The following is a 25,804-nucleotide window of genomic DNA, read 5'->3' on the forward strand; positions in this document are numbered from 1 at the left end:
GGAGGCAAGGGCCGTCTTGGACGTTCGTGCGCGTGGCGCCGGCGGCTTCAGCCGCTCGCCTTGTCGAGCTCAGCCATGTCGTCGGCGGTCAGTTTCAGCGACGCAGCCTTGATCAGACTGTCCATCTGGCCCGGCTTGGTGGCGCTGGCGATCGGCGCGGTGACGCCTGGCCGCGCGATCGCCCAGGCAAGCGCCACTTCGGCCTGCTTGGCCGAATGCCGGGCGGACACGGCATCGAGCGCCGCCAGGATACGCATGCCGCGTGGATTGAGATAGCTGCCGACATCCTCGCCGCGCTCGCTCTGGCCGAGATCGGCCTGCGAGCGGTACTTGCCGCTCAGAAAGCCCTTGGCCAGGCTGAAATAGGTGATGACGCCGATATCCTGCGCCACGCAGAGATCGCGCAGCGGGCCGTCGAAAGAGGAGCGGTCGTAGAGATTGTATTCCGGTTGCAGCACGTCGTAGCGCGGCAGGCCGCGCAGGCTCGCCACATCGAGGGCCGCGCGCAACTGGCCGGCGTCGAGGTTGGAACAGCCGATATGGCGCACCTTGCCCTTGGCGAGCAGCTTCTGATAGGCGCCGAGCGTCTCTTCGTAGGGTGTCGACGGATCGGGCCAGTGCGAAAGATAGAGATCGATGACGTCGGTCTGCAGCCGCTTGAGCGATGCCTCGACTGCCTTTTCGATATAGGCCGCGGACAGGTCCTTGTGGCCCTGCCCCATGTCGGAACCGACCTTGGTGATCACGACCACCTTGTCGCGGTTGCCCCGCTCCTTCATCCATTTGCCGATGATGGTTTCGGATTCGCCGCCCTTGTTACCCGGCACCCAGCGCGAATAGGCATCCGCCGTGTCGATGGCATTGAGGCCGCCATCCACGAAATGGTCAAGAAGATCGAAGGAGGTCTTCTCGTCGGCGGTCCAGCCGAAGACATTTCCGCCCAGGACCAATGGCGCGATGGAAAGGTCGGTGCGACCAAGACGGCGTTTTTGCAAGGCTGATCTCCGTGAAGTTGGGGCCGGGCGGATGCCGCCCGCAGGCTGGGTTCGCAGCCTAAGCTAGGTCTTGCCTCAGCAAGATCAAAGGCCTCCGGGCTTTTTCCGCAGAGCCAGCGCTTCACAACGGCGCTACTGCCCGCGCCACCTCCTCCAGCCAATGGTCGCGGATGCCCAGGGCCTGCAAATGCTCCAGCGTGCTGAGCACATAATCCTCGTTGGCGCCCGAGCGGCCGACCGCGCCGCGCACCACCGCCGCCGCATGCGCGGCATCCAGCGCGCCGGCATATTGCTCGTGCTTGCGGTCGACGATGTAGGCCACGGCGTCGACCATCCCGCCGCCGTCGAGGCGCACCTTGAGCGTCCGCTCGAGATAGACCGATGTGACGAGTTCGCGCTCACGCAGATAGGCGATCACCTCGTCTTTCAGTTCGCCCGGCACGCGGAAGGCCAGGCCGACGCAGGAACCGCCATGGTCGAGGCCCAGCACCAGTCCTGGCCTCTGGCGCGTGCCGCGGTGCACGAAGGAATAGACACAGAGCGCTCGACGGTAGCCGTGCAGGCGTGCGCGTCGGGTCTCGACATGTGCAAAACCCGGCCGCCAAATCAGCGAGCCGTAGCCGAACACCCAAAAATCGCCCATATCGCCGCGCCTGATTGCAAAAAGAATGGCAGCACCGCATCGGAAACCGGTGTTTTTTCCATCCGCGTCCGTCTACCTATATGATTTAACCTGCCTAAAGCAGTTCCAGGAAAATTGTGAAGCGGTTTTCCATCCGAAATTGCGTGATAACTCCAGTGTCGTCGGAATCGAGACTCCGCCACGACATTCCCGCGTTAATGAGAGCCGAAGCATGACGTCACCTGACGAACGCCAACCCCGCAATCGCCGCATCCTGTGGTGGCTCGCGGGTTTTGTCGTCCTGCTTTTCGCCATCTACAGCGCCGGCTGGTTCTATCTGGCCAACAAGGTCAGGACCGAAGCCGACAACACGGTTGCGACACTGAAAAAGAACGGCGTCCTGGCCGGCTGCACCAACCTTCAGGTCAGCGGCTATCCGCTGAGCTTTACGGTCACATGCGACAACCTCGCCTATGAGGACGATACCAGGAACATCGCGGCCTCGGCCGGCTCGTTCAACGCTGTTGCCCAGATCACCCAGCCCCTGTCGCCGGTGGCCGACCTGCGCGGGCCGTTGCGGACCTCCGTCCCCGGCATGATGCCGCTGTGGATCGACTGGGACAATCTGCAGGCCAACGTCAAACTGTCCTGGCCGCTGCCGCGCCGTATTTCGCTGCAGGCCGACGGCCTGTCCGGCCAGACCGATCCAGCCGATGATACCGACCCTATGCAACTGTTCAGCGCCGGCAAGGCATCCGGCCAGCTGCAGCCCAATGGCGGGGATCTCGACTATGTCGGAAGCTTCACGGATCTGGAGATCGACCCCAATGCGATTGGCGGGCGCGTGCTGCCGGCGCTTGACGCCAGCGGTGATGCCACGCTCAAGAACGGCGTCGCACTGATCGGAACACAGCTGAAAAGCCTGCGCGGGCAAAGCGTCGAAATCCGCAACCTCGACCTGTCGTCGGGCACGGCGCGGATTACCGTTTCGGGCCCATTGTCCGTCGATGCCGAAGGGCTGATCGATGCCGACCTGATGATCCGGATCAAGGACCCGAAGGCCGTGGCTTCCATTCTTGGCGGCGCGCTGCCGGAACAGAAGAATGCGATCCAGCAGGGCTTTGCGGCGCTGGCCCTGCTCGGCAGCGAGCCCTCCATGCCGCTCAAGGTGATCAAGAGCAAGGCTTCGCTGGGCTTCATTCCGCTGGGCAAGATCAAGCCGGTGCAATAGAGCATGATCCCGAAAAGGGGCCCCCGTGCTCGGAAGAGATCATGTTCGAAAAAAGAGATCGACAAGGGACGGTTCAACGAACCGTCGGCCTGACGTAGCGCCGCCATGGCAAGCCCCAAGAAGCTGCTGAGTGTCGGAGCCCTGACGCTGGATACCATCCTGCGTGTCGACGCCTTGCCCCACCATCAGGGAAAATTCATCGCTTCCGACGGTGTCCAGATTGCTTCTGGCATGGCGACGAGCGCTGCCTGTGCCGCGCATCGGCTCGGCGCCGACGTGTCGCTTTGGGCCAGCGCCGGCGATGATCCTGTCGGCGACCAGCTGATTGCCGGGATCGAAGCCGAGGGCGTCGACTGCAGCCATGTGCGCCGCGTTCCAGGCGCCCGCTCGGCCCTGGCCTCGATTCTCGTCGACGCGCATGGCGAGCGGATCATCGTGCCCTTCTACGACGCCAAGGCGCAGGCCGATCCCGACACATTGCCTGTCGCCGACATGTCTGCCTTCGATGCCGTGCTGGTGGATGTGCGCTGGCCGGGCGCAGCGGCCCTCGCGCTCAAGGCGGCCCGTGCTGCCGGACGTCCGGCGATCCTCGATGCCGACACCGCGCCGCTGGAGGTGCTCGAGCGCCTCCTGCCGCTGGCCTCGCATATCGTCGCGTCCGAACCCGCCGCCCGCATCATATGCGGCCATGCGCTCGACCCGCGGACCGCGTGCGCAGACCTTGCGTCGCGAACCGACGCCTTTGTCGCCGTGACCGGGGGCGCCGCCGGGACCTGGTGGAGCGATCGGTCCGGCATCCGCCATGTCGAGGCCCCAAAAATCAAGGCGGTCGACACGCTGGCCGCCGGCGATGTCTTTCACGGCGCCTTCGCCGTCGGACTGGCGGAAGCCATGCCTATCGAGCAGGCCTTGCGTTTCGCAAGCGCTGCCGCCGCCCTCAAATGCCTTCGCTTTGGCGGCAGGTTGGGCGCGCCGGACCGGGGAGCGACACTGGCCATGGTCGCCGCGACCTGGCCAGCCGGGGAAGCTTAGCCCTTAGCGGGGTGCTCGACCGCCTGACGGCCGAAATCGGGCGCGTCGATGTCCTGTCCGGCCTCGATGATCGAACGGCGCACGGCCCGGGTGCGGGTGAACAGGTCGAACAGCTTGTCGCCATCGCCCCAGCGGATCGCGCGCTGCAGGAACGCCAGATCTTCCGAGAACCGCGCCAGCATTTCGAGGATGGCGTCCTTGTTGTGCAGGCAGACGTCCCGCCACATGGTCGGGTCGGAAGCGGCCAGGCGCGTGAAATCGCGAAAGCCTGAGGCGGAATATTTGATCACTTCCGTCTTGGTCACCGATTCCAGGTCGTCGGCCGTGCCGACGATGTTGTAGGCGATGATGTGCGGCAGATGCGAAACGATGGCCAGCGTCATGTCGTGATGCTGGGGGTCCATCGTGTCGATGTTGGCGCCGCAACGGCGCCAGAATTCCGACAGTCTTTCCAGCGCGTCGGGATCGGTGCCCGGCAGCGGCGTGAAGATGCACCAGCGGTTGGCGAACAGCTCGGCGAAGCCGGCGTCCGGACCGGATTTTTCCGTACCCGCCAGAGGGTGGCCGGGAATGAAATGCACGCCCTCGGGCACATGCGGCTGCATCTGCGCGATGACCGAGGCCTTGGTCGAGCCGACATCAGTGAGGATCGCCCCTTTCTTCAGGGCCGGCGCGATCTCTTCCGCGACCGTGCCGGATGAACCGACAGGCACCGAGACGATGACCAGGTCGGCGTCGCGCACCGCTTCCCTGGCGTCCGTGGTGTAGGAATCGCCAAGGCCCAACGTCTCGGCTCTCTTGAGCGTGGCTTCGCTGCGGGTGGAGATTGCGACGTGGCCCGCCAGGCCTTCCCGGCGAATGACGCGGGCGAGCGACGAACCGATCAGGCCGATGCCGACGAGCGCGATTTTTTCAAACATCGGGGATGTCATGGGGTTCCAGCTTTTCGGCGTTCTAGCTTTTCAAGAATGTGGTGAGCGCGGCGACGACGCCACGGTTGGCCTCTTCGGTGCCGATGCTCATGCGCAGCGCGTTGGGAAAGCCATAGCCGGAAACCCGCCGCAGAATGTAGCCGCGCGCCGTCAGGTAGTCGTCAGCCGCCGTCGCGGAATGCTTCGCGTCGTCAGGGAAGTGGATGAGCAGGAAATTGCCGACGCTGGGCGTCACCCGCAGTCCGAGCCCGGTCATCTCGGCGCTCAGCCAGGAGAGCCAGGTCTCGTTGTGCGCGACGCTGCGCTCGACATGCGCGCGGTCGCGGATGGAAGCGATGCCCGCTTCGATCGCCGTCGCATTCACGTTGAAGGGTCCGCGCACGCGGTTGATCGCATCGACTATGTGCAGAGGGCCATACATCCAGCCGATGCGCGCGCCGCCGAGGCCGAGCTTCGAGAAGGTACGGGTCATGACGACGTTTTCGGCGCTGCCCGCCAGCTCGATGCCGGCTTCGTAGTCGTTGCGGCGCACATATTCGGCATAGGCCGCGTCGAGCACGAGCAGTACGTTCTTCGGCAGTCCGGCATGAAGCCGGCGCACCTCCTGGAAAGGCAGGTAGGTGCCGGTCGGATTGTTGGGATTTGCGAGGAAAACGATCTTCGTGCGCGCTGTCACGGCGGCCAGGATCGCATCGACGTCGGCGCGCTCGTCGGTCTCCTTGACCACGACAGGGGTGGCGCCGGCGGACTGGATGTAGATCTTGTAGACCATGAAGGCATGTTCGGTGAACACGGCCTCGTCGCCGGGCGCGAGATAGGTCTGCGCCAGGAGGCCGAGAATCTCGTCCGAGCCGTTGGAGCAGATGATGTTCTGCGCATTGAGCCCATGCACCTCGGCGATCGCCTCGCGCAGGCGCCTGGCTGTGCCGTCGGGATAGATGTCGAGCCTGGCCGCAACCTCGCGTGCGGCCTCGATCGCCTTTGGCGAGGGGCCGAGCGGGTTCTCGTTCGACGACAGCTTGTGGACCTTGGCGACACCGGCCGGGGCTGAGCTCTTGCCCGGCACATAGGCGTCGATATCCATGATGCCCGCGCGGGGCGTTGGACGTGCCTTGTCCGGTGTCTGGCTCATTTTTGCAAAATCCGTCGAGAATGCCTCCATCCGGAAGCCGCAGCGGAAATACAGGCCATGGCCCGCAATGTCGAGAGCCGGCAATGGTGCCAGCGGCCGTCCCAGCCGCCAGTCCGACGCTCGGCCCAAAGGTCGACCCAACCGTCCGCCCAACCGCCGGCCCGATCGCCGGCCCAACCGCCGGCATTGACGGCGAGGCGGCCGAGTTCTAGAAGGACAGTGACAGTTCCGTGGTGATTTGGCCGGTCGGCTTGCAGCCACGTTAAACAATTCGCTAAAGGGCCGTTGCGTGACGTAACCGGCTTTGCGAATGGCAATGCCGGTTTTTTATTGTCCGCGGCCGGCCGGACGACCGCATCGCGGCGCTTGACGCCAAGCATGATGCAGCAAGTGAGTACGTGATGGCCGCCCAGCGCACAGGAAAGACCAATAACGAGGCCGACGCGCCGTCGAGCCCGATGTTGCGCTTCGGGCCCGACAAGCCGCTGAAGCTGGACGCCGGCACGCTGCTGTCGCCGTTCCAGATCGCCTACCAGACCTATGGCACGCTGAATGATGACCGCTCCAATGCCATCCTCGTCTGCCATGCGCTGACCGGCGACCAGCATGTGGCCAGCACCAACCCGGTCACCGGCAAGCCCGGCTGGTGGGAAGTGCTGATCGGACCGGGCAGGATCATCGACACTGATCGCTTCTTCGTCATCTGTTCCAATGTCATAGGCGGCTGTCTGGGGTCGACCGGCCCGGCCTCGACCAATCCGGCCACCGGCAAGCCCTACGGGCTCGACCTGCCGGTCATCACCATCCGCGACATGGTGCGCGCGCAAAAGATGCTGATCGACCATTTCGGCATCGGAAAGCTGTTTTGCGTGCTTGGCGGCTCGATGGGCGGCATGCAGGTGCTCGAATGGGCGTCGAGCTATCCGGAGCAGGTTTTCGCGGCGCTGCCGATCGCCACCGGCGCACGCCATTCCTCGCAGAACATCGCCTTCCACGAGGTTGGCCGGCAGGCCGTGATGGCCGATCCGGACTGGCATGGCGGCAAGTATTTCGAGCACGGCAAGCGCCCCGAGAAGGGCCTGGCGGTGGCGCGCATGGCCGCCCACATCACCTATCTTTCGGAAGCCGCGCTACACCGGAAATTCGGCCGCAACCTGCAGGATCGCGAAGCGCTCACCTTCGGCTTCGACGCCGACTTCCAGATCGAGAGCTACCTGCGCCACCAGGGCATGACCTTCGTCGACCGCTTCGACGCCAATTCCTATCTCTACATGACGAGATCGATGGATTATTTCGACCTCGCCGCCGACCATGGCGGCCGGCTGGCGGATGCCTTCGCCGGTACCAAGACCCGTTTCTGCCTGGTGTCCTTCACCAGCGATTGGCTATTCCCCACCGAGGAAAGCCGCTCGATCGTGCACGCGCTCAACGCCGCCGGCGCCTCTGTGTCCTTCGTCGAGATCGAGACCGACCGCGGCCACGATGCCTTCCTGCTGGACGAACCGGAACTGTTTGCCGCCATCAACGGCTTCATCGGCTCGGCCGCGCGCGCAAGGGGACTGAGCGCATGACCCCGGAAAATCGCAGATTTTCCGGATCGGGATCATGCGCCGGACAGGAGACGGCATCATGAGCGTCAACGGAAGCCAGCGCGTCGACCTCGAGGTCGTCGCCAACCTCATCCCGGCGCGCTCGCGCGTGCTCGATGTCGGTTCGGGCGACGGCTCGCTGCTCGAGTTGCTGCAGGACACCAAGCAGGTCGACGGGCGCGGCCTCGAACTGTCGCAGCGTGGCGTCAACGAATGCGTTGCACGCGGCCTCTCGGTCATCCAGGGCGATGCCGACAAGGACCTCGAATTCTATCCCGACAAGGGTTTCGACTTCGTCGTCCTGTCGCAGACCTTGCAGGCCACCCGCAACCCGAAGCTGGTGCTCGACGAACTGCTCAGGATCGGCAATCGGGCGATCGTTTCCTTCCCCAATTTCGGCCATTGGCGGGTGCGCCTGTCGCTGTTCGTCAACGGCCGCATGCCGGTGACCAAGGACCTGCCCTATTCCTGGTACGACACGCCCAACATCCACTTCTGCACCATCCGCGACTTCGTCAATCTGTGCGAGGAGCTTGGCGCGACGGTGGAAAAGGCGACCGCGCTCGACGGCAACGGCCAGAAGATCGGCCTGTCGATGCCCTGGTGGTTCTGGAACTTCTTCGGCCAGCAGGCGGTGTTCCTGCTGAAGCGGTAGCCAAGATCAAATCCGATAGCTGGCGCTAGCCCAGAACGTCGGTCGCCTTGTGCGGATGCTCGACGCCATCTGCGAAAACCACATCCGATTGCGAGTTTTCGGTCCGCAATGCAAGGATGGCCTGATAGGCCGGCGAGGCGTACCAGTCCCGCACATGCTGCCTGTCGGGAAATTCGATGACGATCAGATTGCCCGGCCAGTCGTTCTCGACCACTTCGACGTCGCCGCCATGGATCAGGAACCGGCCGCCGAAGGGCTCCAGCGTGGCATCGATCCTGTGCAGATATTCAATGATCTGCGGGCCCATCGTGACTTGGCGCATGTGGGCAACGGCATAAGCGGTCATAGCGGAACTCCTGTGTCCGAAGCCGGTTGCCGGCCTCTCGACCGCACATTGCCAAGGCAGCACACGCAATTCGATTACCTCTCGGATAATAAGAACGGTATCTGTGCGGCGGAGCGAATCAGCTTCGATTTGCAGGCTTTCTGGTCCTGCAGTGATGTTGCTATTGGGGCGCCAGGCCAGCAATTCGTCGTTTCGAACAGGTTGAACTGTGCATGATGTGGTGACACAGCGGCATGTTCTTTGTAGCGTCGCGCCGGATAGATGCGGGCGGAGCATGGAACCGAAGAATCAGACATATTCGATCGTTGTTGAAATGGAGAATGCCAGTTCCATCGACGAGGATGAGATTGGCGTTTCGCTAACTGCCTTGGCGCGGGAAATAGAGCGCACGACGACGGTCGGCCATTGCCACAAACCTCAGGTTATCGTGGTTCACAGCGGACAGCGCACCGACACACCACTTCTCCAGAACCGCATCCTTGAACTCGTCCCGCTGCTTGCAACGACCGCGACTTTGCTTTTCAGCGCTTGTCCCGGCCGCCGGTACTATGAGTTGAAGAATGCCGGTGCTGCGTTGGCAAATGGCGATGTCGTCATCTTCTGCGATTCGGACACGGTGATCGAAGACGGCTGGCTGTCCGCGCTTCTCAAGCCGATGGAAGACCCCAAGACGATTGCCGTGAATGGCTACACCTATCTCGGCCATGACGATTTCGCCTCGCGGACCTTTGCCCTCCTATGGTTCTTCCCGCTGCGCGACGGTGATCAGCGTTTCGCTTCCAGGCGAGCGATGAACGCCAACAATTGCGCGTTTCGCAGAAGCTGGCTGGCCAGCCATCCCTATCCGGCCAGCAATGGGTTCAAGGTTTCCTGCACGCTGCTGACCAGCCAGTTGCGGGAAAGCGGACATGATTTCGTCAGGGTCGATGCACGAGCGAGCCACTATCCCCCGCGCGGCTGGAGGTTTTTCTTATGGCGCGCACTGGTCACCGGCCGCGATGCGGACCGCAAATATGTGGCGCTGGAATCAGCCTCACGGCACCGACGTGTGCTGAAAGCAACCAGGCGCTGGTTTTCGATGTCCCGCCGCGTAAGCGGGCGCATCCTTGGGCAGGCGTCGCAACTCGGAATGCCGGTCTGGCAAATCCCGTTCGCCCTGATCGTCGGATTGGCCTTTTGCACGCTGGTTTTTCTCGGCCAGGCGGCCATGGCGTTCGGCCTGGTCCGGGACGAACCGGAACTCTTGCCTGTCCATGTCGGTCATAGCTGAACATGGCCAGTACCGCTGACATGGCGCCTCTCATCACGGTCATCACGCCGACCCATAACCGGCGCGAAACCCTGCTGCGCGCGATCGACAGCGTGCTTGCCCAGAGCATGCCGCGCTTCGAGCATATCGTGGTTGACGATGGCTCGACCGACGGAACCGAGGCGGCGCTGGCGCGCATCAGCGATCCCCGGCTGGTCTATGTCGGAGCGAAATGGCGTGGCGCCAACGCCGCCAGGAACGCCGGAATCGAGCGGGCGCGCGCACCGGTGGTGACGTTTCTCGATTCCGACGATGTCTACCTGCCGCATCGGCTCGAGCGCACCTTGGCCTGGTTTGACGACAATCTCGCCCTTCAGGTGCTTCTCAGCTCATTTGTCTCTTTGAAGAGCGGCCGCGCCACCAATTGCGTCAATCCCGAGACCTTTGTCAGCCCGATGCTGTTGGAGCGGACGCTTGTGGCGCAGACGATCTTCATCGCCGGCTCGGCCATATCGGCCCGCCGCGAAGCATTGCTGCAGATTGGCGGCTACGACAGCGATATTACTCGCATGCAGGACCGCGAATTGCTGTTGCGCCTGGCGCTACGGTTCGGCGCGCAACTGTCGGGAGATATCGACTGGACGAAATACAATTCGCAGAATTCGATCTCGGGCCGCCGGGCGGGTTACGTCGAAGCCTATGCGAACCTGATGGGCAAGCACCCGCATATCGCCCGTTCCTATCCGCACATCCCGCCCTACATGATCGCGCGGCAGATCATCGCCGATATCCTCAGGGGCCGGATACCGGAGGCGTTCGAGGGCTATATGGCCAATCGCTCGTCGAAGGCGCTCGGCTACTCCTTGCCGGAGCTGGCCAGAGGATATGTCCAGGGCCGGCGCCGGCGCCGCGACCTCTCCAACAAGTTCCGCGCCGAGTTCGGCGCCCGGCCTGCGTGAAGCAGGCCAGCCTATCGGTCCAGTTCCGGGAAATAGGGATCCGACAGGAACCGCCGGTCGCGTTCCCCTAGAAGGCAGTCGACCGGCGTTTCCATGCCGATGGGCGTGATCACCGGCTTGTCCTGAACGCCGCTCACTTCGAGGATCAGCTTGCGGCGGATGGCGGTGGAAAACTCCGCGGCCGCATGGATCGGCAGCACGAAAGAGCCAGGCCCACCGGTCACGCATTGCGCATAGTACTGGTCCAGATGCTTGAAGGTCGGCGACGGGTTGATCAGGATCGGCAGGCCGTTGACGGTGATGCCTTTGGCGATCGCCGCGTCGCGCATCGCGGTGACCGGCGGGCCGATATTGTTGGGGCCGTCGCCCGATATGTCGATGACGCTGCGCTCGCCCTGGAAATCAGTCTTGTCGAACAGTCCGGCGCCGAAGGCGAGCGCGGTGGAAATGGAGGTGCCGCGAAAGCTGCGGAACGGGCGGGCCGCTAGCTGGTTGGCAAAGGCGTTGGCGCTTTCGGCGCTGTCGATGACGTGCCAGCCGATGACCGCGTCATCGCGCACGGTGCCGGCCCATTCGAAATAGGCGAGCGCGATGCGGCCCTTGTTGCCGGAGCGCACCGCCTGGACGAAATCCGGATGCCGCAACGCCTCGACATAGCCGGCGCGCTGCAGGGCGAACTCCTTCTCGTCCATGGACAGTGAGATGTCCACCGCCAGCACCAGCTCGACATCGACCGGCAGCGCCGCCTGGGGCGCGGCGACTTGTATCGCCTGGCCGCAGGCGAGACAGACAAGCAAACGCAGGGCGTCAAGCATGGCCAGTGCCGGAATTGTTTCTCCCGCCGAGCTTTCCCCGCGATCACGGCGAAATAAAGCTGCTCCAGGGCAATCCGGTCGTCGCTCTACTTCTTGCGTCGGGCGGTGACAGGTGGCGGTTCGATCGCTCCGGCCCTGACGCGCGCGGGTTTCAGCGCCGGAGCGCCGGAATCCTTCACGATCGTCAGGCTGCGCGGGAAGAACTGATTGTTGTGCTGGCCGCGCCCGATATTGATGATCGCGGCTCCCTTGAGGTGCTTCTCCATCAGCGACAGCACTCGCCGCAGCGACGGCCCGTCGAACGCATCCATCGCCTCGTCGATAACAACCCATTTCGGCTGCCTGAGCGCAAGCCGCGCAAAAGCCAGCGAACGCTGCTCGTCATCGCCCAGTTCGCGCTCCCAGCGTGCCGAACGGTCGAGCGATGAAGACAGCCGCTCCAGTCCGACCTCGGCAAGCACCGCCGTGATCTCGGCGTCGCTCGCCGGATCCGCGCCATAGGGATGATCGAGCACCTCGCGCAGTGTGCCTGCCGGAAAATACGGGACGCGCGGCACAAAGACCGGAACTTCGCCGGCCGGCATACCGATACGGCCGCTACCCCAAGGCCACAGGCCGGCAATGGCGCGGAAGAACAGCGTCTTGCCGGCGCCGGGCTCGCCGGTGATCATCACCCGCTCGCCGGGGCGAATCTCGACATGCTGGTCGGACAGCTTCGTACAGCCTTCCGGCGACGCGACCTGGAGTTTCTCGAAGGTCAGGCTGCCATTGGCGTTTTCATCGAAGGCGATGCGCTTTTCCTTGTCGTGCAGCACATCGGTCTCGACAAGCGCGATGCGGAAATCGGCGACCCGCATCAGCGTGGCGCGCCAGTCGGCGATGCTGCCGATGTTGTTGATGAACCAGCGCAGCGAGGAGTGGACCTGGTTGAAGGCGCCTACCGCCATCATCAGACCGCCGAAGGAGATATCGCCGGAGAAATAGACTGGCGAAGCGACCAGGATCGGCGCCACCACGGTGATCCAGCCATAGGTGTCTGTCACCCAGGACAGGTTGATCTGGGCGGTGAAGATGCGCCGCATGGCGCCCAGCACCGTGCCGAGGTCGAGTTCGAGCCGTCGCCGGGCGTCGTCCTCGCCATGGTAGAGCGCAATGGCGTCGACATTCTCGTTGACGCGCACCATCGAGGAACGCAGCTCGGCTTCGCGCGTATAGCGATCGCTGTTGAGACGGATGAGCGGCCGGCCGACCAGCCAGCTCAGCCAGGAGGCGATGCCGGCATAGAGGAACGCGGCCCACACCATATAGCCCGGTATGGCCAGCGACCAGCCGCCGATGTGGAACACGAAGCCCGAGGACAGCTCCCACAGAACGCCGACGAACGACACCAGCAGGATGAACGACTGCAACAGGCCGACGCCGAGATCGGTCGACAGGTCCGACAGATGCGCGGCATCCTGCTGCATGCGCTGGTCTGGGTTGACGCCGATGGCGCCGGCATTGGCCAGCCGGAAAGCGCGCGCCGGCCGCATCCACTGGTCGATCAGGTCCAGCGTCAGCGCCTCGCGCAGCTTCAGCCGGATCATCTGGTTGAGCCAGGTCTGGCCGATATTGAGCACCAGCAGCCCGCCGGCGATCATCGCAAAGATCAAAAGCTGATGCAGGAAGGCCGCCATGTCGCGACGCGCCAGCGCATCGTAGAAGGGCTGGTTCCAGCGGTTGAGCAGGACCTGGCCGATCGACGTCGCGATGATCACGAGCATGATGCCAACCGAGGTCCACAGCAGCCATTTGCGAACCGGTGATCCAAGCAGCGCCTGCTTGATCGTCGTCACCTGGTCGCGCAGGCTGCTGGCTTCGACAGCCGCGACCGGCCGGACAGCGTTGTCTGGTTGATCAGCCATGTCAGAGGTCCTTGCGTTCAGAAGCGATGCTGAAACCGGATGAAGAAGACTGAAGCCATCCGCATATCAACCAGGCTGCGAGTTCACCACGACAGATAGGCCGGCAAAGGCCGCGCTGAGGAAATTTCCACCGAGATCACGAAGGTTTCACCCGGCGTGCCGGTGATGCGCCTTCGCCGCCACGGCGGCCGAGCCGGGTCGCGCCATGCGGCGACAGCACCGGCACGAAGACGCGGCGGGACGCGCGCTGGACCACCGGCACACCCTGATAGAGCCGCTTCTGCGCCTCGACGACGATGACCCCGGAAAAGATCGGCCACAGCCGCCGGCCGGCGCGCTCCAGCACATTGTGGAAGCGCATCATGAAGTGCCGCCGCGACGGCGGGAAGAACAGGGCATCGGACCACGCCGCCGGGGTGAAATTCGCCTCGCGCAGCAATTCGGTCAGTTGTCCGCGCGAGAACGGCCGCCCGTTGCCGAACGGCGTATGCTCGAAGCGCGCCCAGACGCCACGCCGGTTCGGCACCACGATGACGACCCGCCCCGCCGGCGAAAGCACCCGCCAGATCTCGTTCAGCGTCTCGCGCGGATTTTCGACATGTTCGAGCGAATGGACCATCAGCACGCGGTCGATGCAGGAATCGACCAGCGGCAGTTCCTCGTCGAAGACCAGCGCCGTTGCCGTCGGCCCGGTCGATGGCCAGACCACGGCGCCTTGCGTTGCCGGCATGAAGGCGAAGACCCGCTCGGCGTCGGTGCCGAAACGTTCCAGCCACGGCAATGTGTAGCCGAGGCCGACAAGCCGTTCATTGGGCACCGCTGCCCATATCGAAGACAGCGCCATGGTGATCGAGCGCTCGGCAAACCGGCCAAGCGTTGTCGAATAGAAGGAACGGAGGTCGACGATGTCGGAATGCATGTCAGGGATGTAGCCGTGATATCAGCGGGATTCAACAAAAGCCCCGGGACAGCGAACTTTACCGATCTTATTCGGCCTTCCCGGATGACATCGGCGTTCCGCCACCCTATGTCTGCGGCAACGAATGGAGAGAGGCGATGGCGGTCGAAATCGAACAGTTCATGTGCCGCACCGACAATTTCGGCGTGCTGGTGCACGATCCCGAAAGCGGCCAGACCGCGATCATCGACGCGCCCGAGGAAGGCCCGATCCTGGCCGCGCTCAAGCGCACCGGCTGGACGCCGACCATGATCCTGACCACCCATCACCATGCCGACCACGTCGAGGCCAATCTCGCGCTGAAGGAGCGCTTCAAGCTGCGCATCGTCGGCCCTGAAGCAGAAAAGGCCAAGATTCCCGGCATCGACGAGGCCGTCGCAGAGGGTTCCGTCCTTCATCTCGGCAATGAGCGCATCGAGGTGATCGCCACGCCGGGGCACACCGCCGGCCATGTCTCCTATCACCTGCCCGGTTCGAAAGTGGCCTTCACCGCCGACACGCTGTTTGCGCTGGGGTGCGGCCGGCTGTTCGAATGCAAGCCGCCGGTGATGTATGACTCGCTGAGGAAACTCGCGGCGCTGCCGGCCGAGACGGTCATTTATTGCGGCCATGAATACACGCTTGCCAACGCGCGTTTCGCGCTGAGCGTCGACCCGACCAACTCGGCCTTGCGGGAGCGTGCCGCCAGGATCGAGGCGTTGCGGGTAGACGGCAAGCCGACATTGCCGACGACGATTGGCGAAGAGCTGTCGACCAACCCTTTCCTGCGCTGGCACGATCCGGCGATCCGCAAGCATCTCGCCATGGAAAAGGCCGGCGATGCCGAGGTGTTCGCGGAGATCCGCAAGCGCAAGGACAATTTCTGAGCGCCGTGCTAGCTTTCGCTCGATGAACAGTTCCGCCGAAATCATCGCGACACTCGGATTGAAACCGCATCCCGAAGGCGGCTGGTATGCCGAAACCTTCCGCGACGAGGCCGGCGGTGCGCGCGGCCATTCGACCGCGATCTATTTCCTGCTGGAACGGGATCAGGTCTCGGCCTGGCACCGGGTCAGGGACGCCGCCGAGGTCTGGCATTTTTATGCCGGCGCGCCGCTGGCCCTGTCGATATGGGAAGAAGGCGGCACGAGGGACAACCAGGTGATCGAGCAGGTGCTCGGCATCGAGCTCGCGGCGGGCGAACGGCCGCAGGTCGTCGTGCCGGCCGGCTGGTGGCAATCGGCGCGCAGCCTGGGCGAATGGACGCTGGTCGGCTGCACGGTGGCGCCCGGCTTCGACTTCGCCGCCTTCGAACTGGCCACGCCGGACTGGCGGCCCAGGCAGCCTTAACCCAGCAGGAACCCCAGCGTGATCGCCAGTTGGGCGGCATAATAGAGCACCCATACGGCAAGCTGCATCCAGCCGCGATGCGGCGAGATGGCGGCGACCAGGAATCTCTCGGTGGCGAGCAACCCATCCGACGCCATGAACAGCACCGCGCCGCCGATCACCAGAGGACTGCTCGTCGTCAGTGCGGACAAGCCCATCGCCAGGATCGCCACGACATAGACGGCGATCGGGATGCGCAGGCCTGGGCCAACGCGGCGCCAGAGCGCGGCGAGCATGACGATCGCGAACACCGCCATGGCGAGCACAACCGCGCCGCGCCAGGGCTCGGCGCCAATCAGGCCCAGTCCGCCCCCGGCGCGCAGGAAGAGCGCAATATAGACGACATGGGCGATGAGAAAACTCGCCAACCCACCCATGAAGGCCTTTTCGCCATCGCGCGACAGGAAGGCATCGCCGATCGCACTCAGCGCAAGCGCGGCGACCAGAAGCAGCGGGCCGCCTTGCATGGCGGCGAGCACGGCGAGCATCGCCACGGCGAGCGTCTTCGCCGCCGAACGGCCGAGCGTCGGCGGCATTCCGGCTGAAAAGGCGTAGATGACCGCCGCCACCAGCGAGAAGATCAGCGTTGCATTGGCGTTGGCGTCGATGCCGCCGGCAAAGGGCATCGTCATGCCCTGGCTCCGTCTTCGGATGCCCCTGCTCCGCCTTCGGCCGGCGCCGGCTTGCGCAGGAACAGCGATTTCGCCGCGAGCGCCGCGCCGCCGGTGATGAGCACGCATGCGGCCAGGATGCGCAGCGACGGCTCGGCGACGCCTGCTGCTATCAGCACCAGTGTCGACAGCAACGGTGCGGCATAGCTCGCGGCGCCCAGCACCTGGATGTTGCCGCGCTTGACGCCGATGTCCCAGGCATAGAAGGCGGCGCCCACCGGCATCAGCCCAAGGCCGAGCACGGCCAGCCACTGGCCGGCGCCATTGGGCAGCACCGTCTGTTCCAGCGCCAGATGGCAGGCGAGCGACAGGATCGCGGTTGCCGCGCAGAACCAGGTGACGATGCTGGTCGGCACGGACGGAAACCTTCGCGACAGAAGCGAATAGGACGACCACAGCACGGCGCAGACGGCGGCCATGGCATAACCGAAGGCATAGCGGGCGTCGAAGGCCAGGCCGCCGCCCTTGGTGACGATCAGCACGGTGCCGGCAAGGCCGAGCAGCGCGCCCACGACGTGGTTCCACGCCAGCTTCTCGCCCGGCATCAGCGCCGACCCCAGCACGATCAGCAGCGGCCACAGATAAGCGATCAGGCTTGCCTCAACCGCCGGCGCGTTGCGCAACGCGGTGAAGTAGAAGAAGTGATAGCCAAACAGGCCCGCTATCCCGATCAGCCAGACTTGGGGCGGTATCTTCTGGTTCTTGTCGGCGACCGGCATCACCAGCCGCGCGGCAAGCCCGACCCCGGTGCCGATCGAGAAGGTGATCGCCGACAGGAGGAAGGGCGGCACCTTGCCGGAGGCATCGGTGAGCAGAGCCAGCAGCGCCCACATGACGACGGCCGAAAAACCGATCAGTGTTGCGCGCCCCATTCCCCCTCCAGTGGCGCGCCCTCCCCTGTCTCCAGTGCCGCGCCCGGTCTATTGCACCGCTTCGAACTGTCTCGCGCTTATGGTCAGCGGACCGATCTGGGTCCCGACCGTGGCGTGGATCGGCGCATATACGCCGGTTTGGCCGAGCGGCGCAAACGTCACCATCATCCGGCTCTTGTTCTTCAGGAATTCCAGCGCCTTGCGGCCCTTGCGATAGCCCGCCACCGGCTCGAAACCCATCCTGCAGGTGACGGTGTCGCCCTTGTAGCCCGGCACCGAGATCGTCCCTTTCGAAACGTAGCTCAGCGTCAGATCGGCGCGCATCTCGCCATCGTAGATCTTCACCGTGCGGCCGCAGACCTTGTCCAGACTGTCGGCATGGATGACGGTTGCCGCCATGGGGTCGAGTACCGAGGCCAGGTCGCCGGCGCCGAGCGGCACCCATTCCTTGGGGTCGCGCTTGCCGGGGGCCGGAATGACCTGCGTCGAAGTGACGTTGCCGTTGGTGAAACGGATGTCGATCGCCGACACCTTCTTGCCCGAGGTGTAGTCGGCGCGGAATGCCTGCGGCACCATCTTCTGGCCCGAAATGGTGCCCTTGGACGAGATCGTGCCGCGCGTGTCGTCGAACAGCTTGGCCAGACCCGCCGCCGAGACGGTGCCATTGATCGTATAGACGCCGTTCTCATAACTGCTGGAGAAGGTCGATCTCGCGATCGACAAACCCAGGAACGATACGGTGTATGCGCCCTTGAAGGATTGCGGCGAGGCGGCCGAGGCGGCGGACGGCAAGGCGATGGCAAGCGCGGCGGCAAGCGCGTGAGGCAAACGAGGCATGGCGGGATCGTATCCTTGATATTCGACCGGAAGCGGGCGACTCCGGTCTGGCATGTCCCTATGAGACCGCTTATAGAGCGAAATCCGGCCTTAATATGAAACGCCGCGCGCTTCCCTGGGGAAGCCGGAGCTTGACGCCCCGGTGAAATGCAACTATGGAACGCCAACTTTTTCCATAAGGCCGCCTGACCAGAACCGCGCGCCACCCGGCGCGGGCACAAAGGTTTGGCAGGTCACGAGAGAACTGAAGGTTAGAACCATGTCCCGTACCTGCGAACTCACTGCCAAGGCAGTCATGACCGGCAACAATGTGAGCCACGCCAACAACAAGACCAAGCGCCGCTTCCTGCCGAACCTCGTCAATGTGACGCTGATTTCGGAAGCGCTGAACCAGAACGTGCGTCTGCGCATCTCGGCCAACGCGCTGCGTTCGGTCGAACATCGCGGCGGCCTCGACGCCTTCCTGGCCAAGGCCGATGCCAAGGAGCTGTCGCAGCGCGCGCGCCTCCTGAAGAAGCAGATCGCCAAGAAGCTCGCCGAACAGGCGGCTGCTTAATCCTTTCAGGCGGGGGACAACCGCCCTGGCCAACCTCTTGTTGGCCTTGGGCATCGGATAAGACCCGCAAGGTTCGATGGTCCGATGCCCTGATATCAAGCGAGCGCTGCCTCGGCAAAACGCTCCGCTGGTTCCATTACCCAGGATAAAAAAATGACTTCCTTCTCGCGATACCTGCCCTTTGTGGCCGCCATGGCGCTTGTCGTTGTGGCATCGAATATTCTGGTGCAATTCCCCATGCAGGGTCAGGTCGGCGGTCTCTCGCTGGCTGACCTTTTGACCTGGGGCGCTTTCACCTATCCCTTTTCGTTCCTGGTCACCGACCTCGCCAACCGCCGCTACGGGCCGGCCGTCGCGCGCCGGATCGTCTTTGTCGGCTTCATGACGGCGGTCGTGTGCTCCATCCTGGTGCCGCCCTTCCTGTTCCGTCACGGCTTAATCGAATTCGAGATATCGGCGGACCGGCTGGTGCGCATCGCCTGCGCCTCCGGCGCCGCTTTCCTGACCGCGCAACTGCTCGACGTCACCGTGTTCAACCGCTTGCGTCGGCAGAGCTGGTGGCGTGCGCCGATTCTCGGCACGCTGGTCGGCTCGGTGTTCGACACGCTTGTGTTCTTCAGCGTCGCCTTTTCTGCCGCCTTTGCGTTTGTCGGCCCCAGCGACGGTTTTGCGCTGGAGACGGCGCCGTTGATGGGCGTCTTTCATGTCGAGGCCATGCGTTGGATCTCCTGGGCGCTCGGCGACCTCAGCGTCAAGCTGATCATCGCCGTGGTCGCGCTCATTCCCTACCGGCTGCTCGCCGCCCGCTGGAGCCAGCCGGTCGTGGCCGCCTAGCCCATGATCCCTTGGGTTCAACTCGATTCCGCCAAGACCGGGGATGGTGCCCAAGAACTTCGCCTCAAGCAGCGTGGCGCCGAATTCTCGATCATGCTGGGCACCAATGAACTGATGAACAGCCGCCTCAGTGGCTCGGAGGAGGCGCTGGCGCGGCTTTCCTGCCGCAAGATTGCCGGCCATCGGCAACCACGCATTCTCATCGGCGGCCTCGGCATGGGTTTCACGCTGCGCGCCGCCCTTGCCGAACTGGGCGGCGATGCAAGCGTCGTTGTCGCGGAACTGGTGCCGGCGGTCGTCGCCTGGGCGCGCGGCCCGATGGCCGAGGTGTTTGGCGGCTGTCTTGAGGATCCCCGCGTCACCATAGAGGAGACCGATGTCGGGGCGCTTATCCGCACCGGGCGCGGGTCCTGGGACGCGATCCTGCTCGACGTCGACAACGGCCCCGAAGGCATCGTCCACAAGGGCAATGACGCGCTCTACAGCGCGGCCGGCCTCGCTGCGGCGCGCGTGGCCCTCAAGCCCGGCGGCGTGCTGGCCGTGTGGTCGCAAGGCCCGGATGCCGGCTTCACGCGGCGGCTGAAACAGGCAGGCCTTGCGGTCGAAGAGGTGAACACGCGCGCCAACGGCAAGCGCGGCGCGCGCCACGTCATCTGGATAGCGACCAACGGCTCGCGGGAGCGGTGAGCAGTCGACTCAAGCTGCGCTCGACACCTCTTCCCTGATCAACGCTAGGGGATGCACACATCTCGCGTGATTGTCGGCGCGAGGCTTTCTTGCGATGTGGTTCCCCCAATCCGTCGCTGCTTCGCAGCGCCACCTTTCCCCCCTCCGGAGGGAAAGGAAGGGAGCTTTGCTGGACAAGCGCTGGCGACAAAAAGCCTAGCGCCCTTCCTCTCCCCCGTCGATCGGGGGAGAGGTGGCTCGGCGAAGCCGAGACGGAGTGGGGGTCGACCAGCGCCGCATAACGCAATGCAAGCCGCTCATGAAACACGCAGCCGCTGCAAAACCTCCAGCAGGCGGGCATCAGGCGGATCTGATGACCGCTCAATCCTGGTGCAAGATAAACTCCAGATAGAGATTGCGCTGCAGGATCGAGTGGTTGTCGTCCGAGATCAGGGACACCATCAGCGCGCCGTCGTCACGGGTCCAGACGTCGAGGCCTTCCATATTGTCGATCTGGTAGCCCATATCGGCCTGCAGCAGAACCGGACCGTCGGCGATGGCGCCCTTCTCGACGCTGTCGCCATGAATGCGCCGCAGCCGCATCCTGAGGCCGCCCGCCATGGTGAAACTGCGCTCCAGCAGCAGCAGGTCGCCGTCCGGCAGGAAGGCGCCATCGGTGATGTCGAAATCGTCGTTGCGCTTGACGGTGAAGATGCCTTTGCGCGGCCCTTCGAGGATAGCGGCATAGATGTTGCCCGCCTTGTCCAGGCTTTTCTCGGAAACCACGACGATGCCGCCCTTGTGGCGGCCGTCGGCATTGGCGTGGGCGACGGTCTCGAAGCCGCGATTCTGGCGCAGTTCGCGTGCCGGGATGAGGAAATCCAGCTGCCGGAACGGCGCCTTCATGTCATCAGGGTTGATCCTGAACTGGGCGACCCGGTGGTTGCGCTCGAACCCGACGGTGGCGATGCCGTCCTTCACCGCAAGGCCTTCGGCGTCGACTTCCCATTTCTCGTCGACCGGCTGACCCTTCCGGTCGACCATCTGCTGCATGCGGAAGTTCTGGATGGCCACGGGCCGCTTCTCGCCATCGCGGGCGACGGTGCCGAAGAACCAGAAGCCGGTATCGGCGACGCCGATGAAGTCGCTGCCCGCTTTCAGGAAACGCAGCGCCGACAGCCCGCCGAAGTCGCGTGACTTCGAAGTCATCTCCAGGCCGCCGACGAATTCGAGCGGCCCGAACTGTTTCCCGTCATTTCCGATCTTGAACTGACTTATCGGCCTTGCCGAGACCTCGACCGGCTCGATCGCGGCCTGCCCGGCGCCAATCGCCGGTGAGACGACCGTGCCGACGAGCGCGCAAGCGGCCAGCAGCACCCGCCGAAAGCCGCCCCGCGAAAAGATCATCCGGCGCGCCGCATGCCGCCGCGGCGCGTATCGCGCGCGCGTTCCTCGGCAAACAGCGAGGCCAGCTGCTCGGTCATGGCGCCGGCCAGTTCCTCGGCGTCGACGATGGTGACGGCGCGCCTGTAGTAGCGCGTGACGTCGTGGCCGATGCCGATGGCCAGCAGTTCCACCGGCGAGCGCGTCTCGATGAGTTCGATGACGGCGCGCAGGTGCCGCTCCAGATAATTGCCGGGATTCACCGACAGCGTCGAATCGTCGACCGGAGCGCCGTCGGAGATCATCATCAGGATCTTGCGCTGCTCGGGCCGGGCAATCAGCCGGTTGTGCGCCCACAGCAGCGCCTCGCCGTCGATGTTTTCCTTGAGCAGGCCCTCGCGCATCATCAGGCCGAGATTGCGGCGCGCCCGCCGCCACGGATGGTCGGCCGACTTGTAGATGATGTGGCGCAGGTCGTTGAGGCGGCCTGGGTTCGGCGGCTTGCCGTCCTTCAGCCACTTCTCGCGCGCCTGCCCGCCCTTCCAGGCACGCGTCGTGAAGCCGAGGATCTCGACCGAGACGCCGCAGCGCTCCAGCGTGCGCGCCAGGATGTCGGCGCAGGTGGCGGCGACCGTGATCGGCCGGCCGCGCATCGAGCCGGAATTGTCGAGCACCAGCGTCACCACCGTGTCGCGGAACTTGGTGTCGCGTTCCTGCTTGAAGGACAGCGGCTGCATCGGATCGATGACCACGCGCACCAGCCGCGCCGGATCGAGATAGCCCTCTTCCAGATCGAAATCCCAGGACCGGTTCTGCTGCGCCATCAGGCGGCGCTGCAAGCGGTTGGCCAGGCGGCCGACGACGCCGGAGAGGTTGGCGAGCTGCTTGTCGAGGAAAGCGCGCAGCCGGTCGAGTTCTTCCTCCTCGCAGAGTTCCTCGGCGCCGACCGTCTCGTCGAAGGCCGTGGTGAAGACCTTGTAGTCGATTTCCTTCGGCAGATTGGTGAAGGGATTGTCGTTGCGGCGCGCTTCGCCTGGTGTCTCCGCGTCGGCATCGTCGTCGTCCGACAAATCGTCGGCGGTGGCGTCGGAAGCTTCGGTCTCGGACGACTGTTCGTCATCGACCGAGGCCTCGGCGTCCTCGGACTGCGACTGCTCGGAGCCGGAATCGTCTTCGCCGCCCTCCTCGCTCTGCTCCTCGCCTTGCGGCTGGTTGTCGTCATTGTCCTCGGAGTCTTCGGTCTCCTGGTCGTCGCCCAGTTCCTCGGCCATTTCCATGGAGGCGAGCATGTCGCGCACCAGGCGGGCGAAAGCTTGCTGGTCTTCCAGCTTGTCCGAAAGGCCGTCGAGATCGGCCTTGGCCTTTTCCTCGACCCAGGGCCGCCAGAGTTCGACAAGCCGCTCGCCGCTTTTCGGCACCGGACGGCCGGTCAGCTTCTCGCGCACGATCAGCGCAAGAGCTTCCTCGATCGGCGCGTCGGCCTTGTCCTTGACGTCGACGAGGTTGGCCTTGGCGTATTTGTCCTCCAGCATCGAGCCGATATTGTCGGCCACGCCCTGCATGGCGCGGCTGCCGATCGCCTCGACGCGGGCCTGCTCGACGGCGTCGTAGATGGCGCGGGCCGCCTTGCCTTCCGGCGCCAGCTTGCTGTGGATGCGGACATCGTGACAGGCGCGTTTCAACGCCATGGAATCGCCAAGTCCGCGGGTGATGGCGATGTCGGTCTTCGACGCCTTTTTCGGCAGTTCGGGCAGTCGGGCGCGGCTTCCGGCTAGTGCCGGCCTGTCCTTGGCGAAACCGACCTCGAGTTCCTTGTCGCCGGCAATGGCGCGCATGCACACGGTGACGGCGCGCTTGAAGCTGTCGGCTTCAGACCCGGTCTTCGACTTGTTGCGCGTGTTGTCGCCTGGACCCGCCATGAATTATTCCCTGGAGCATGATGGTGCCCGAAAGGTCCTCTGACCTTCCGGCATCAGCTCTTAGCCCAGCACCACGTTGGCGGCGCTTTCCGGCAGATCCTGACCGAAGGCGCGCTGGTAGAACTCGGCGACCACCGAACGCTCCAGCTCGTCGCACTTGTTGAGGAAGGTCAGCCGGAACGCCATGCCGACATCGCCGAAAATCTCGGCGTTCTCGGCCCAGGTGATGACGGTACGCGGGCTCATCACGGTCGACAGGTCGCCATTGATGAAGGCCGACCGCGTCATGTCGGCGACACGCACCATCTTGTTGACGGTGTCCTTGCCCTTGGCGTCGCGATAGTGCTTGGCCTTGGCCAGCACGATGTTGACCTCATTGTCGTGCGGCAGATAGTTCAGCGTGGTGACGATCGACCAGCGGTCCATCTGCGCCTGGTTGATCTGCTGCGTGCCGTGATAGAGGCCGGTGGTATCGCCCAGGCCGACCGTGTTGGCGGTGGCGAACAGCCGGAACGCCGGATGCGGGCGGATGACGCGGCTCTGGTCGAGCAGCGTCAGGCGGCCCGAGGATTCGAGCACGCGCTGAATGACGAACATCACGTCCGGGCGGCCGGCGTCATATTCGTCGAAGCAGAGCGCGACATTGTGCTGGTAGGCCCATGGCAGGATGCCGTCGCGGAATTCCGTGACCTGCAGGCCTTCCTTGACGACGATGGCATCCTTGCCGACGAGGTCGATACGGCTGACATGGCTGTCGAGGTTGACGCGCACGCAGGGCCAGTTGAGGCGGGCGGCGACCTGTTCGATATGGGTCGACTTGCCGGTGCCGTGATAACCCGACACCATCACGCGGCGGTTGTAGGCAAAGCCGGCGAGGATCGCGAGCGTCGTCGCCTTGTCGAACAGATAGTCCGGATCGACGTCAGGCACGTGCTCCGATGTCACCGAATAGGCCGGCACCACCATCTTGGAATCGAAACCGAATTTGTCCTTCACCGACACCGTCGTGTCGGGCAGGTTGGCGATGTCGCGATCGACCTTGTTCATATCTCTCAACGTCTCCACAAGCGAAACGTCCCGTTTCGCCGGCAATCGATTTTGTTCGGGGGCGGTCTTAGAGCCTTTTCCAACCTTATGAAAGTTGGAAAACGACACAAACCATAGGGTCGCTCAGCACAGGCCTGCCTGTTTGAGCACGCGATAGGCCTGAAGCACATCGCGGAACCGGTCTTCCGAACCTCTGTCGCCACCATTCGCATCCGGATGGTGACGCTTCACAAGTTCCTTATAGCGCGCCTTGATATCCTTGCCAGTCGCCTTTGTATCAAGGCCAAGCGTTTCCAGCGCCTTGGCCTCAAGCGGCTTGGCCTTGCGCTCGCGCGCCTCGCGCGGATCCTTCGGCCCCTTGAACAGGTCGAACGGGTCGCGCATGCGGTTGTAGTAGCCGGCGCGGCCCGAGCGCATCTGCGCCATGTCGGGCGACGCCATATCGGGAGAGGAGCGTGGCGAGGCACCGTTGACGCCCATCTTCCATGTCGGCCGGTGGCCGGTCATCGCTTCCTTCTGGAAGCGCGCGACCTCGGTGTCGGGCACGCCGGAGAAATAGTTGAAGCCCTTGTTGTACTCGCGCACATGGTCGAAGCAGAAGCGGAAATACTCGCCCTCCTTCATGCGCCCGACCGGCGCGCGATGGGTGCCGGGCTCCTTGCAGCCGTCCCATTGGCAGATCGGCGAGTGCGACTTCAGCTCCGCGTCCTTCTCCGGGCGGATGCGAATCTTCTCGAAATATTTGGGATACGGCTTCATCTCACCCATTTATGGGGCGTTCGCAGATGCGAAACAAGAATTGACATTTTCGCGATCCTCGCCCTAACCGCTGAATCGCGGCATAAAACAGGCGGATGGTGGATTCTGTCGCGCGGCGGCGGCCCCAGGCCGATGCGCCACCGATATGTGGTGAAGGGAGACGGCAATGTCCATACAGACGACGATGGAAGACAAGCTCAACAAGGCATTTTCGCCCGACCGGCTGGTCATCATCAACGAAAGCCACCTTCATGCCGGCCATCACCATCACGGTTCGGACCATCACGGCGCCTATGACGGCACCGGCGAGACCCATTTCCGCGTCCGCATCGTGTCGCCGAATTTTGCCGGCATGAGCCGGATCGACCGCCATCGCGCCGTCAACGAATTGCTGGCCGACGAACTGAAGGCCGGCGTCCATGCCCTGGCGATCGAGCCGGCAGCGCCCGGCGAACAGACGCGCTGGTAGGCCT

At 64.1% G+C, this 25,804-nt stretch carries 27 protein-coding genes and 1 riboswitch; of the genes, 12 read left to right on the forward strand and 15 right to left on the reverse strand.

The window, feature by feature from the left end:
* Positions 1-47 precede the first annotated feature (47 nt).
* Complete coding sequence (locus tag FFS37_RS09225; protein WP_137930639.1) at positions 48-995, reverse strand: aldo/keto reductase; 948 nt, start codon at positions 993-995, stop codon at positions 48-50.
* Positions 996-1,116: 121 nt separating this feature from the next.
* Positions 1,117-1,638, reverse strand: a complete 522-nt coding sequence (locus tag FFS37_RS09230) for a gamma-glutamylcyclotransferase (protein ID WP_137930640.1) — start codon at positions 1,636-1,638, stop codon at positions 1,117-1,119.
* Positions 1,639-1,849: 211 nt separating this feature from the next.
* Between FFS37_RS09230 and FFS37_RS09235 the strand changes: the two genes are divergently transcribed.
* Together FFS37_RS09235 and FFS37_RS09240 are read left to right on the forward strand one after the other, a co-directional pair.
* Positions 1,850-2,848, forward strand: a complete 999-nt coding sequence (locus FFS37_RS09235; RefSeq protein ID WP_137930641.1) for a DUF2125 domain-containing protein — start codon at positions 1,850-1,852, stop codon at positions 2,846-2,848.
* A gap of 105 nt (positions 2,849-2,953) precedes the next feature.
* The gene (locus tag FFS37_RS09240; protein WP_137930642.1) at positions 2,954-3,880 is read left to right on the forward strand and encodes a sugar kinase; all 927 of its coding nucleotides are present in this window, start codon (positions 2,954-2,956) and stop codon (positions 3,878-3,880) included.
* Here the strand turns inward: FFS37_RS09240 and FFS37_RS09245 are convergent.
* Positions 3,877-4,812, reverse strand: coding sequence for a prephenate/arogenate dehydrogenase family protein (locus FFS37_RS09245; RefSeq protein ID WP_171026224.1), 936 nt, complete (start codon positions 4,810-4,812; stop codon positions 3,877-3,879). The two genes, FFS37_RS09240 and FFS37_RS09245, sit on opposite strands and share 4 nt — an antisense overlap.
* 22 nt (positions 4,813-4,834) lie before the next feature.
* Positions 4,835-5,944, reverse strand: coding sequence for a histidinol-phosphate transaminase (gene hisC / locus FFS37_RS09250; RefSeq protein ID WP_137930644.1), 1,110 nt, complete (start codon positions 5,942-5,944; stop codon positions 4,835-4,837).
* Positions 5,945-6,164: 220 nt separating this feature from the next.
* Positions 6,165-6,242: riboswitch (SAM riboswitch) on the forward strand.
* Between the two features lie 103 nt (positions 6,243-6,345).
* On the opposite strand from hisC, the gene metX reads away from it, so the two are divergent.
* Together metX and metW are read left to right on the forward strand one after the other, a co-directional pair.
* Positions 6,346-7,515 (forward strand): homoserine O-acetyltransferase MetX, encoded by a 1,170-nt coding sequence (metX, locus tag FFS37_RS09255; RefSeq protein WP_137930645.1) that lies wholly within the window; start codon positions 6,346-6,348, stop codon positions 7,513-7,515.
* Between the two features lie 58 nt (positions 7,516-7,573).
* The gene (gene metW, locus FFS37_RS09260) at positions 7,574-8,188 is read left to right on the forward strand and encodes a methionine biosynthesis protein MetW (RefSeq protein WP_137930646.1); all 615 of its coding nucleotides are present in this window, start codon (positions 7,574-7,576) and stop codon (positions 8,186-8,188) included.
* Positions 8,189-8,213: 25 nt separating this feature from the next.
* Here metW and FFS37_RS09265 read toward each other — a convergent pair whose 3' ends face one another.
* Entirely contained in the window at positions 8,214-8,534 is a 321-nt protein-coding gene (locus FFS37_RS09265; protein ID WP_137930647.1) for a DUF1330 domain-containing protein, read from the reverse strand.
* A 208-nt stretch (positions 8,535-8,742) separates the two neighbouring features.
* Here FFS37_RS09265 and FFS37_RS09270 point away from each other — a divergent pair, with 208 nt between their 5' ends.
* Entirely contained in the window at positions 8,743-9,804 is a 1,062-nt protein-coding gene (locus FFS37_RS09270; protein WP_232375609.1) for a glycosyltransferase family 2 protein, read from the forward strand.
* Between the two features lie 2 nt (positions 9,805-9,806).
* Positions 9,807-10,742 carry a glycosyltransferase family 2 protein gene (locus FFS37_RS09275; RefSeq protein ID WP_171026225.1) on the forward strand — a complete coding sequence of 312 codons (936 nt, stop codon included), beginning with the start codon at positions 9,807-9,809 and terminating at the stop codon, positions 10,740-10,742.
* Between the two features lie 11 nt (positions 10,743-10,753).
* On the opposite strand, the gene FFS37_RS09280 is transcribed toward FFS37_RS09275, so the two are convergent.
* From FFS37_RS09280 to FFS37_RS09290, 3 genes are all read right to left on the reverse strand, one after another.
* A complete protein-coding gene (locus FFS37_RS09280; protein ID WP_137930648.1) occupies positions 10,754-11,557 on the reverse strand; it encodes a DUF1194 domain-containing protein in 804 nt (267 codons plus the stop codon).
* 86 nt (positions 11,558-11,643) lie between these two features.
* The gene (locus FFS37_RS09285) at positions 11,644-13,461 is read right to left on the reverse strand and encodes an ABC transporter ATP-binding protein/permease (RefSeq protein WP_137930649.1); all 1,818 of its coding nucleotides are present in this window, start codon (positions 13,459-13,461) and stop codon (positions 11,644-11,646) included.
* A 136-nt stretch (positions 13,462-13,597) separates the two neighbouring features.
* Positions 13,598-14,380, reverse strand: a complete 783-nt coding sequence (locus FFS37_RS09290; protein ID WP_137930650.1) for a class I SAM-dependent methyltransferase — start codon at positions 14,378-14,380, stop codon at positions 13,598-13,600.
* 137 nt (positions 14,381-14,517) lie between these two features.
* On the opposite strand from FFS37_RS09290, the gene gloB reads away from it, so the two are divergent.
* Together gloB and FFS37_RS09300 are read left to right on the forward strand one after the other, a co-directional pair.
* Positions 14,518-15,285 (forward strand): hydroxyacylglutathione hydrolase, encoded by a 768-nt coding sequence (gene gloB, locus FFS37_RS09295; protein ID WP_137930651.1) that lies wholly within the window; start codon positions 14,518-14,520, stop codon positions 15,283-15,285.
* A 22-nt stretch (positions 15,286-15,307) separates the two neighbouring features.
* Positions 15,308-15,748, forward strand: coding sequence for a cupin domain-containing protein (locus tag FFS37_RS09300; protein WP_137930652.1), 441 nt, complete (start codon positions 15,308-15,310; stop codon positions 15,746-15,748).
* Here the strand turns inward: FFS37_RS09300 and FFS37_RS09305 are convergent.
* The 3 genes from FFS37_RS09305 to FFS37_RS09315 are packed head-to-tail and all read right to left on the reverse strand — an operon-like array spanning position 15,745 to position 18,167.
* A complete protein-coding gene (locus FFS37_RS09305; RefSeq protein WP_137930653.1) occupies positions 15,745-16,419 on the reverse strand; it encodes a lysoplasmalogenase family protein in 675 nt (224 codons plus the stop codon). The two genes, FFS37_RS09300 and FFS37_RS09305, sit on opposite strands and share 4 nt — an antisense overlap.
* A complete protein-coding gene (gene yddG, locus FFS37_RS09310; protein WP_137930654.1) occupies positions 16,416-17,330 on the reverse strand; it encodes an aromatic amino acid exporter YddG in 915 nt (304 codons plus the stop codon). Before yddG ends, FFS37_RS09305 begins: the two co-directional genes overlap by 4 nt.
* Before the next feature lie 48 nt (positions 17,331-17,378).
* A complete protein-coding gene (locus FFS37_RS09315; protein ID WP_137930655.1) occupies positions 17,379-18,167 on the reverse strand; it encodes a DUF3108 domain-containing protein in 789 nt (262 codons plus the stop codon).
* A 259-nt stretch (positions 18,168-18,426) separates the two neighbouring features.
* Between FFS37_RS09315 and rpmB the strand changes: the two genes are divergently transcribed.
* The 3 genes from rpmB to FFS37_RS09330 all read left to right on the forward strand — a co-directional run bounded on the left by rpmB (position 18,427) and on the right by FFS37_RS09330 (position 20,244).
* Complete coding sequence (rpmB, locus tag FFS37_RS09320; protein ID WP_137930656.1) at positions 18,427-18,723, forward strand: 50S ribosomal protein L28; 297 nt, start codon at positions 18,427-18,429, stop codon at positions 18,721-18,723.
* Positions 18,724-18,876: 153 nt separating this feature from the next.
* On the forward strand, positions 18,877-19,557 hold the full coding sequence (locus FFS37_RS09325) for a queuosine precursor transporter (protein ID WP_137930657.1): 681 nt from the start codon (positions 18,877-18,879) through the stop codon (positions 19,555-19,557).
* A 3-nt stretch (positions 19,558-19,560) separates the two neighbouring features.
* A complete protein-coding gene (locus tag FFS37_RS09330) occupies positions 19,561-20,244 on the forward strand; it encodes a spermidine synthase family protein (protein ID WP_137930658.1) in 684 nt (227 codons plus the stop codon).
* A gap of 360 nt (positions 20,245-20,604) precedes the next feature.
* Here the strand turns inward: FFS37_RS09330 and FFS37_RS09335 are convergent, their stop codons facing one another.
* From FFS37_RS09335 to FFS37_RS09350, 4 genes are all read right to left on the reverse strand, one after another.
* Positions 20,605-21,630 carry an esterase-like activity of phytase family protein gene (locus tag FFS37_RS09335; protein WP_137930659.1) on the reverse strand — a complete coding sequence of 342 codons (1,026 nt, stop codon included), beginning with the start codon at positions 21,628-21,630 and terminating at the stop codon, positions 20,605-20,607.
* Positions 21,627-23,525 (reverse strand): cobaltochelatase subunit CobT, encoded by a 1,899-nt coding sequence (cobT, locus tag FFS37_RS09340; RefSeq protein ID WP_137930660.1) that lies wholly within the window; start codon positions 23,523-23,525, stop codon positions 21,627-21,629. Before cobT ends, FFS37_RS09335 begins: the two co-directional genes overlap by 4 nt.
* Before the next feature lie 60 nt (positions 23,526-23,585).
* On the reverse strand, positions 23,586-24,572 hold the full coding sequence (cobS, locus tag FFS37_RS09345; RefSeq protein WP_137930661.1) for a cobaltochelatase subunit CobS: 987 nt from the start codon (positions 24,570-24,572) through the stop codon (positions 23,586-23,588).
* Between the two features lie 123 nt (positions 24,573-24,695).
* Complete coding sequence (locus FFS37_RS09350; RefSeq protein ID WP_137930662.1) at positions 24,696-25,340, reverse strand: J domain-containing protein; 645 nt, start codon at positions 25,338-25,340, stop codon at positions 24,696-24,698.
* A gap of 157 nt (positions 25,341-25,497) precedes the next feature.
* On the opposite strand from FFS37_RS09350, the gene FFS37_RS09355 reads away from it, so the two are divergent.
* Positions 25,498-25,800 (forward strand): BolA family protein, encoded by a 303-nt coding sequence (locus FFS37_RS09355; protein WP_137930663.1) that lies wholly within the window; start codon positions 25,498-25,500, stop codon positions 25,798-25,800.
* Positions 25,801-25,804 lie beyond the last annotated feature (4 nt).

The sequence above is a fragment of the Mesorhizobium comanense genome, from assembly GCF_005503535.1.
Lineage (GTDB): Bacteria > Pseudomonadota > Alphaproteobacteria > Rhizobiales > Rhizobiaceae > Mesorhizobium > Mesorhizobium comanense.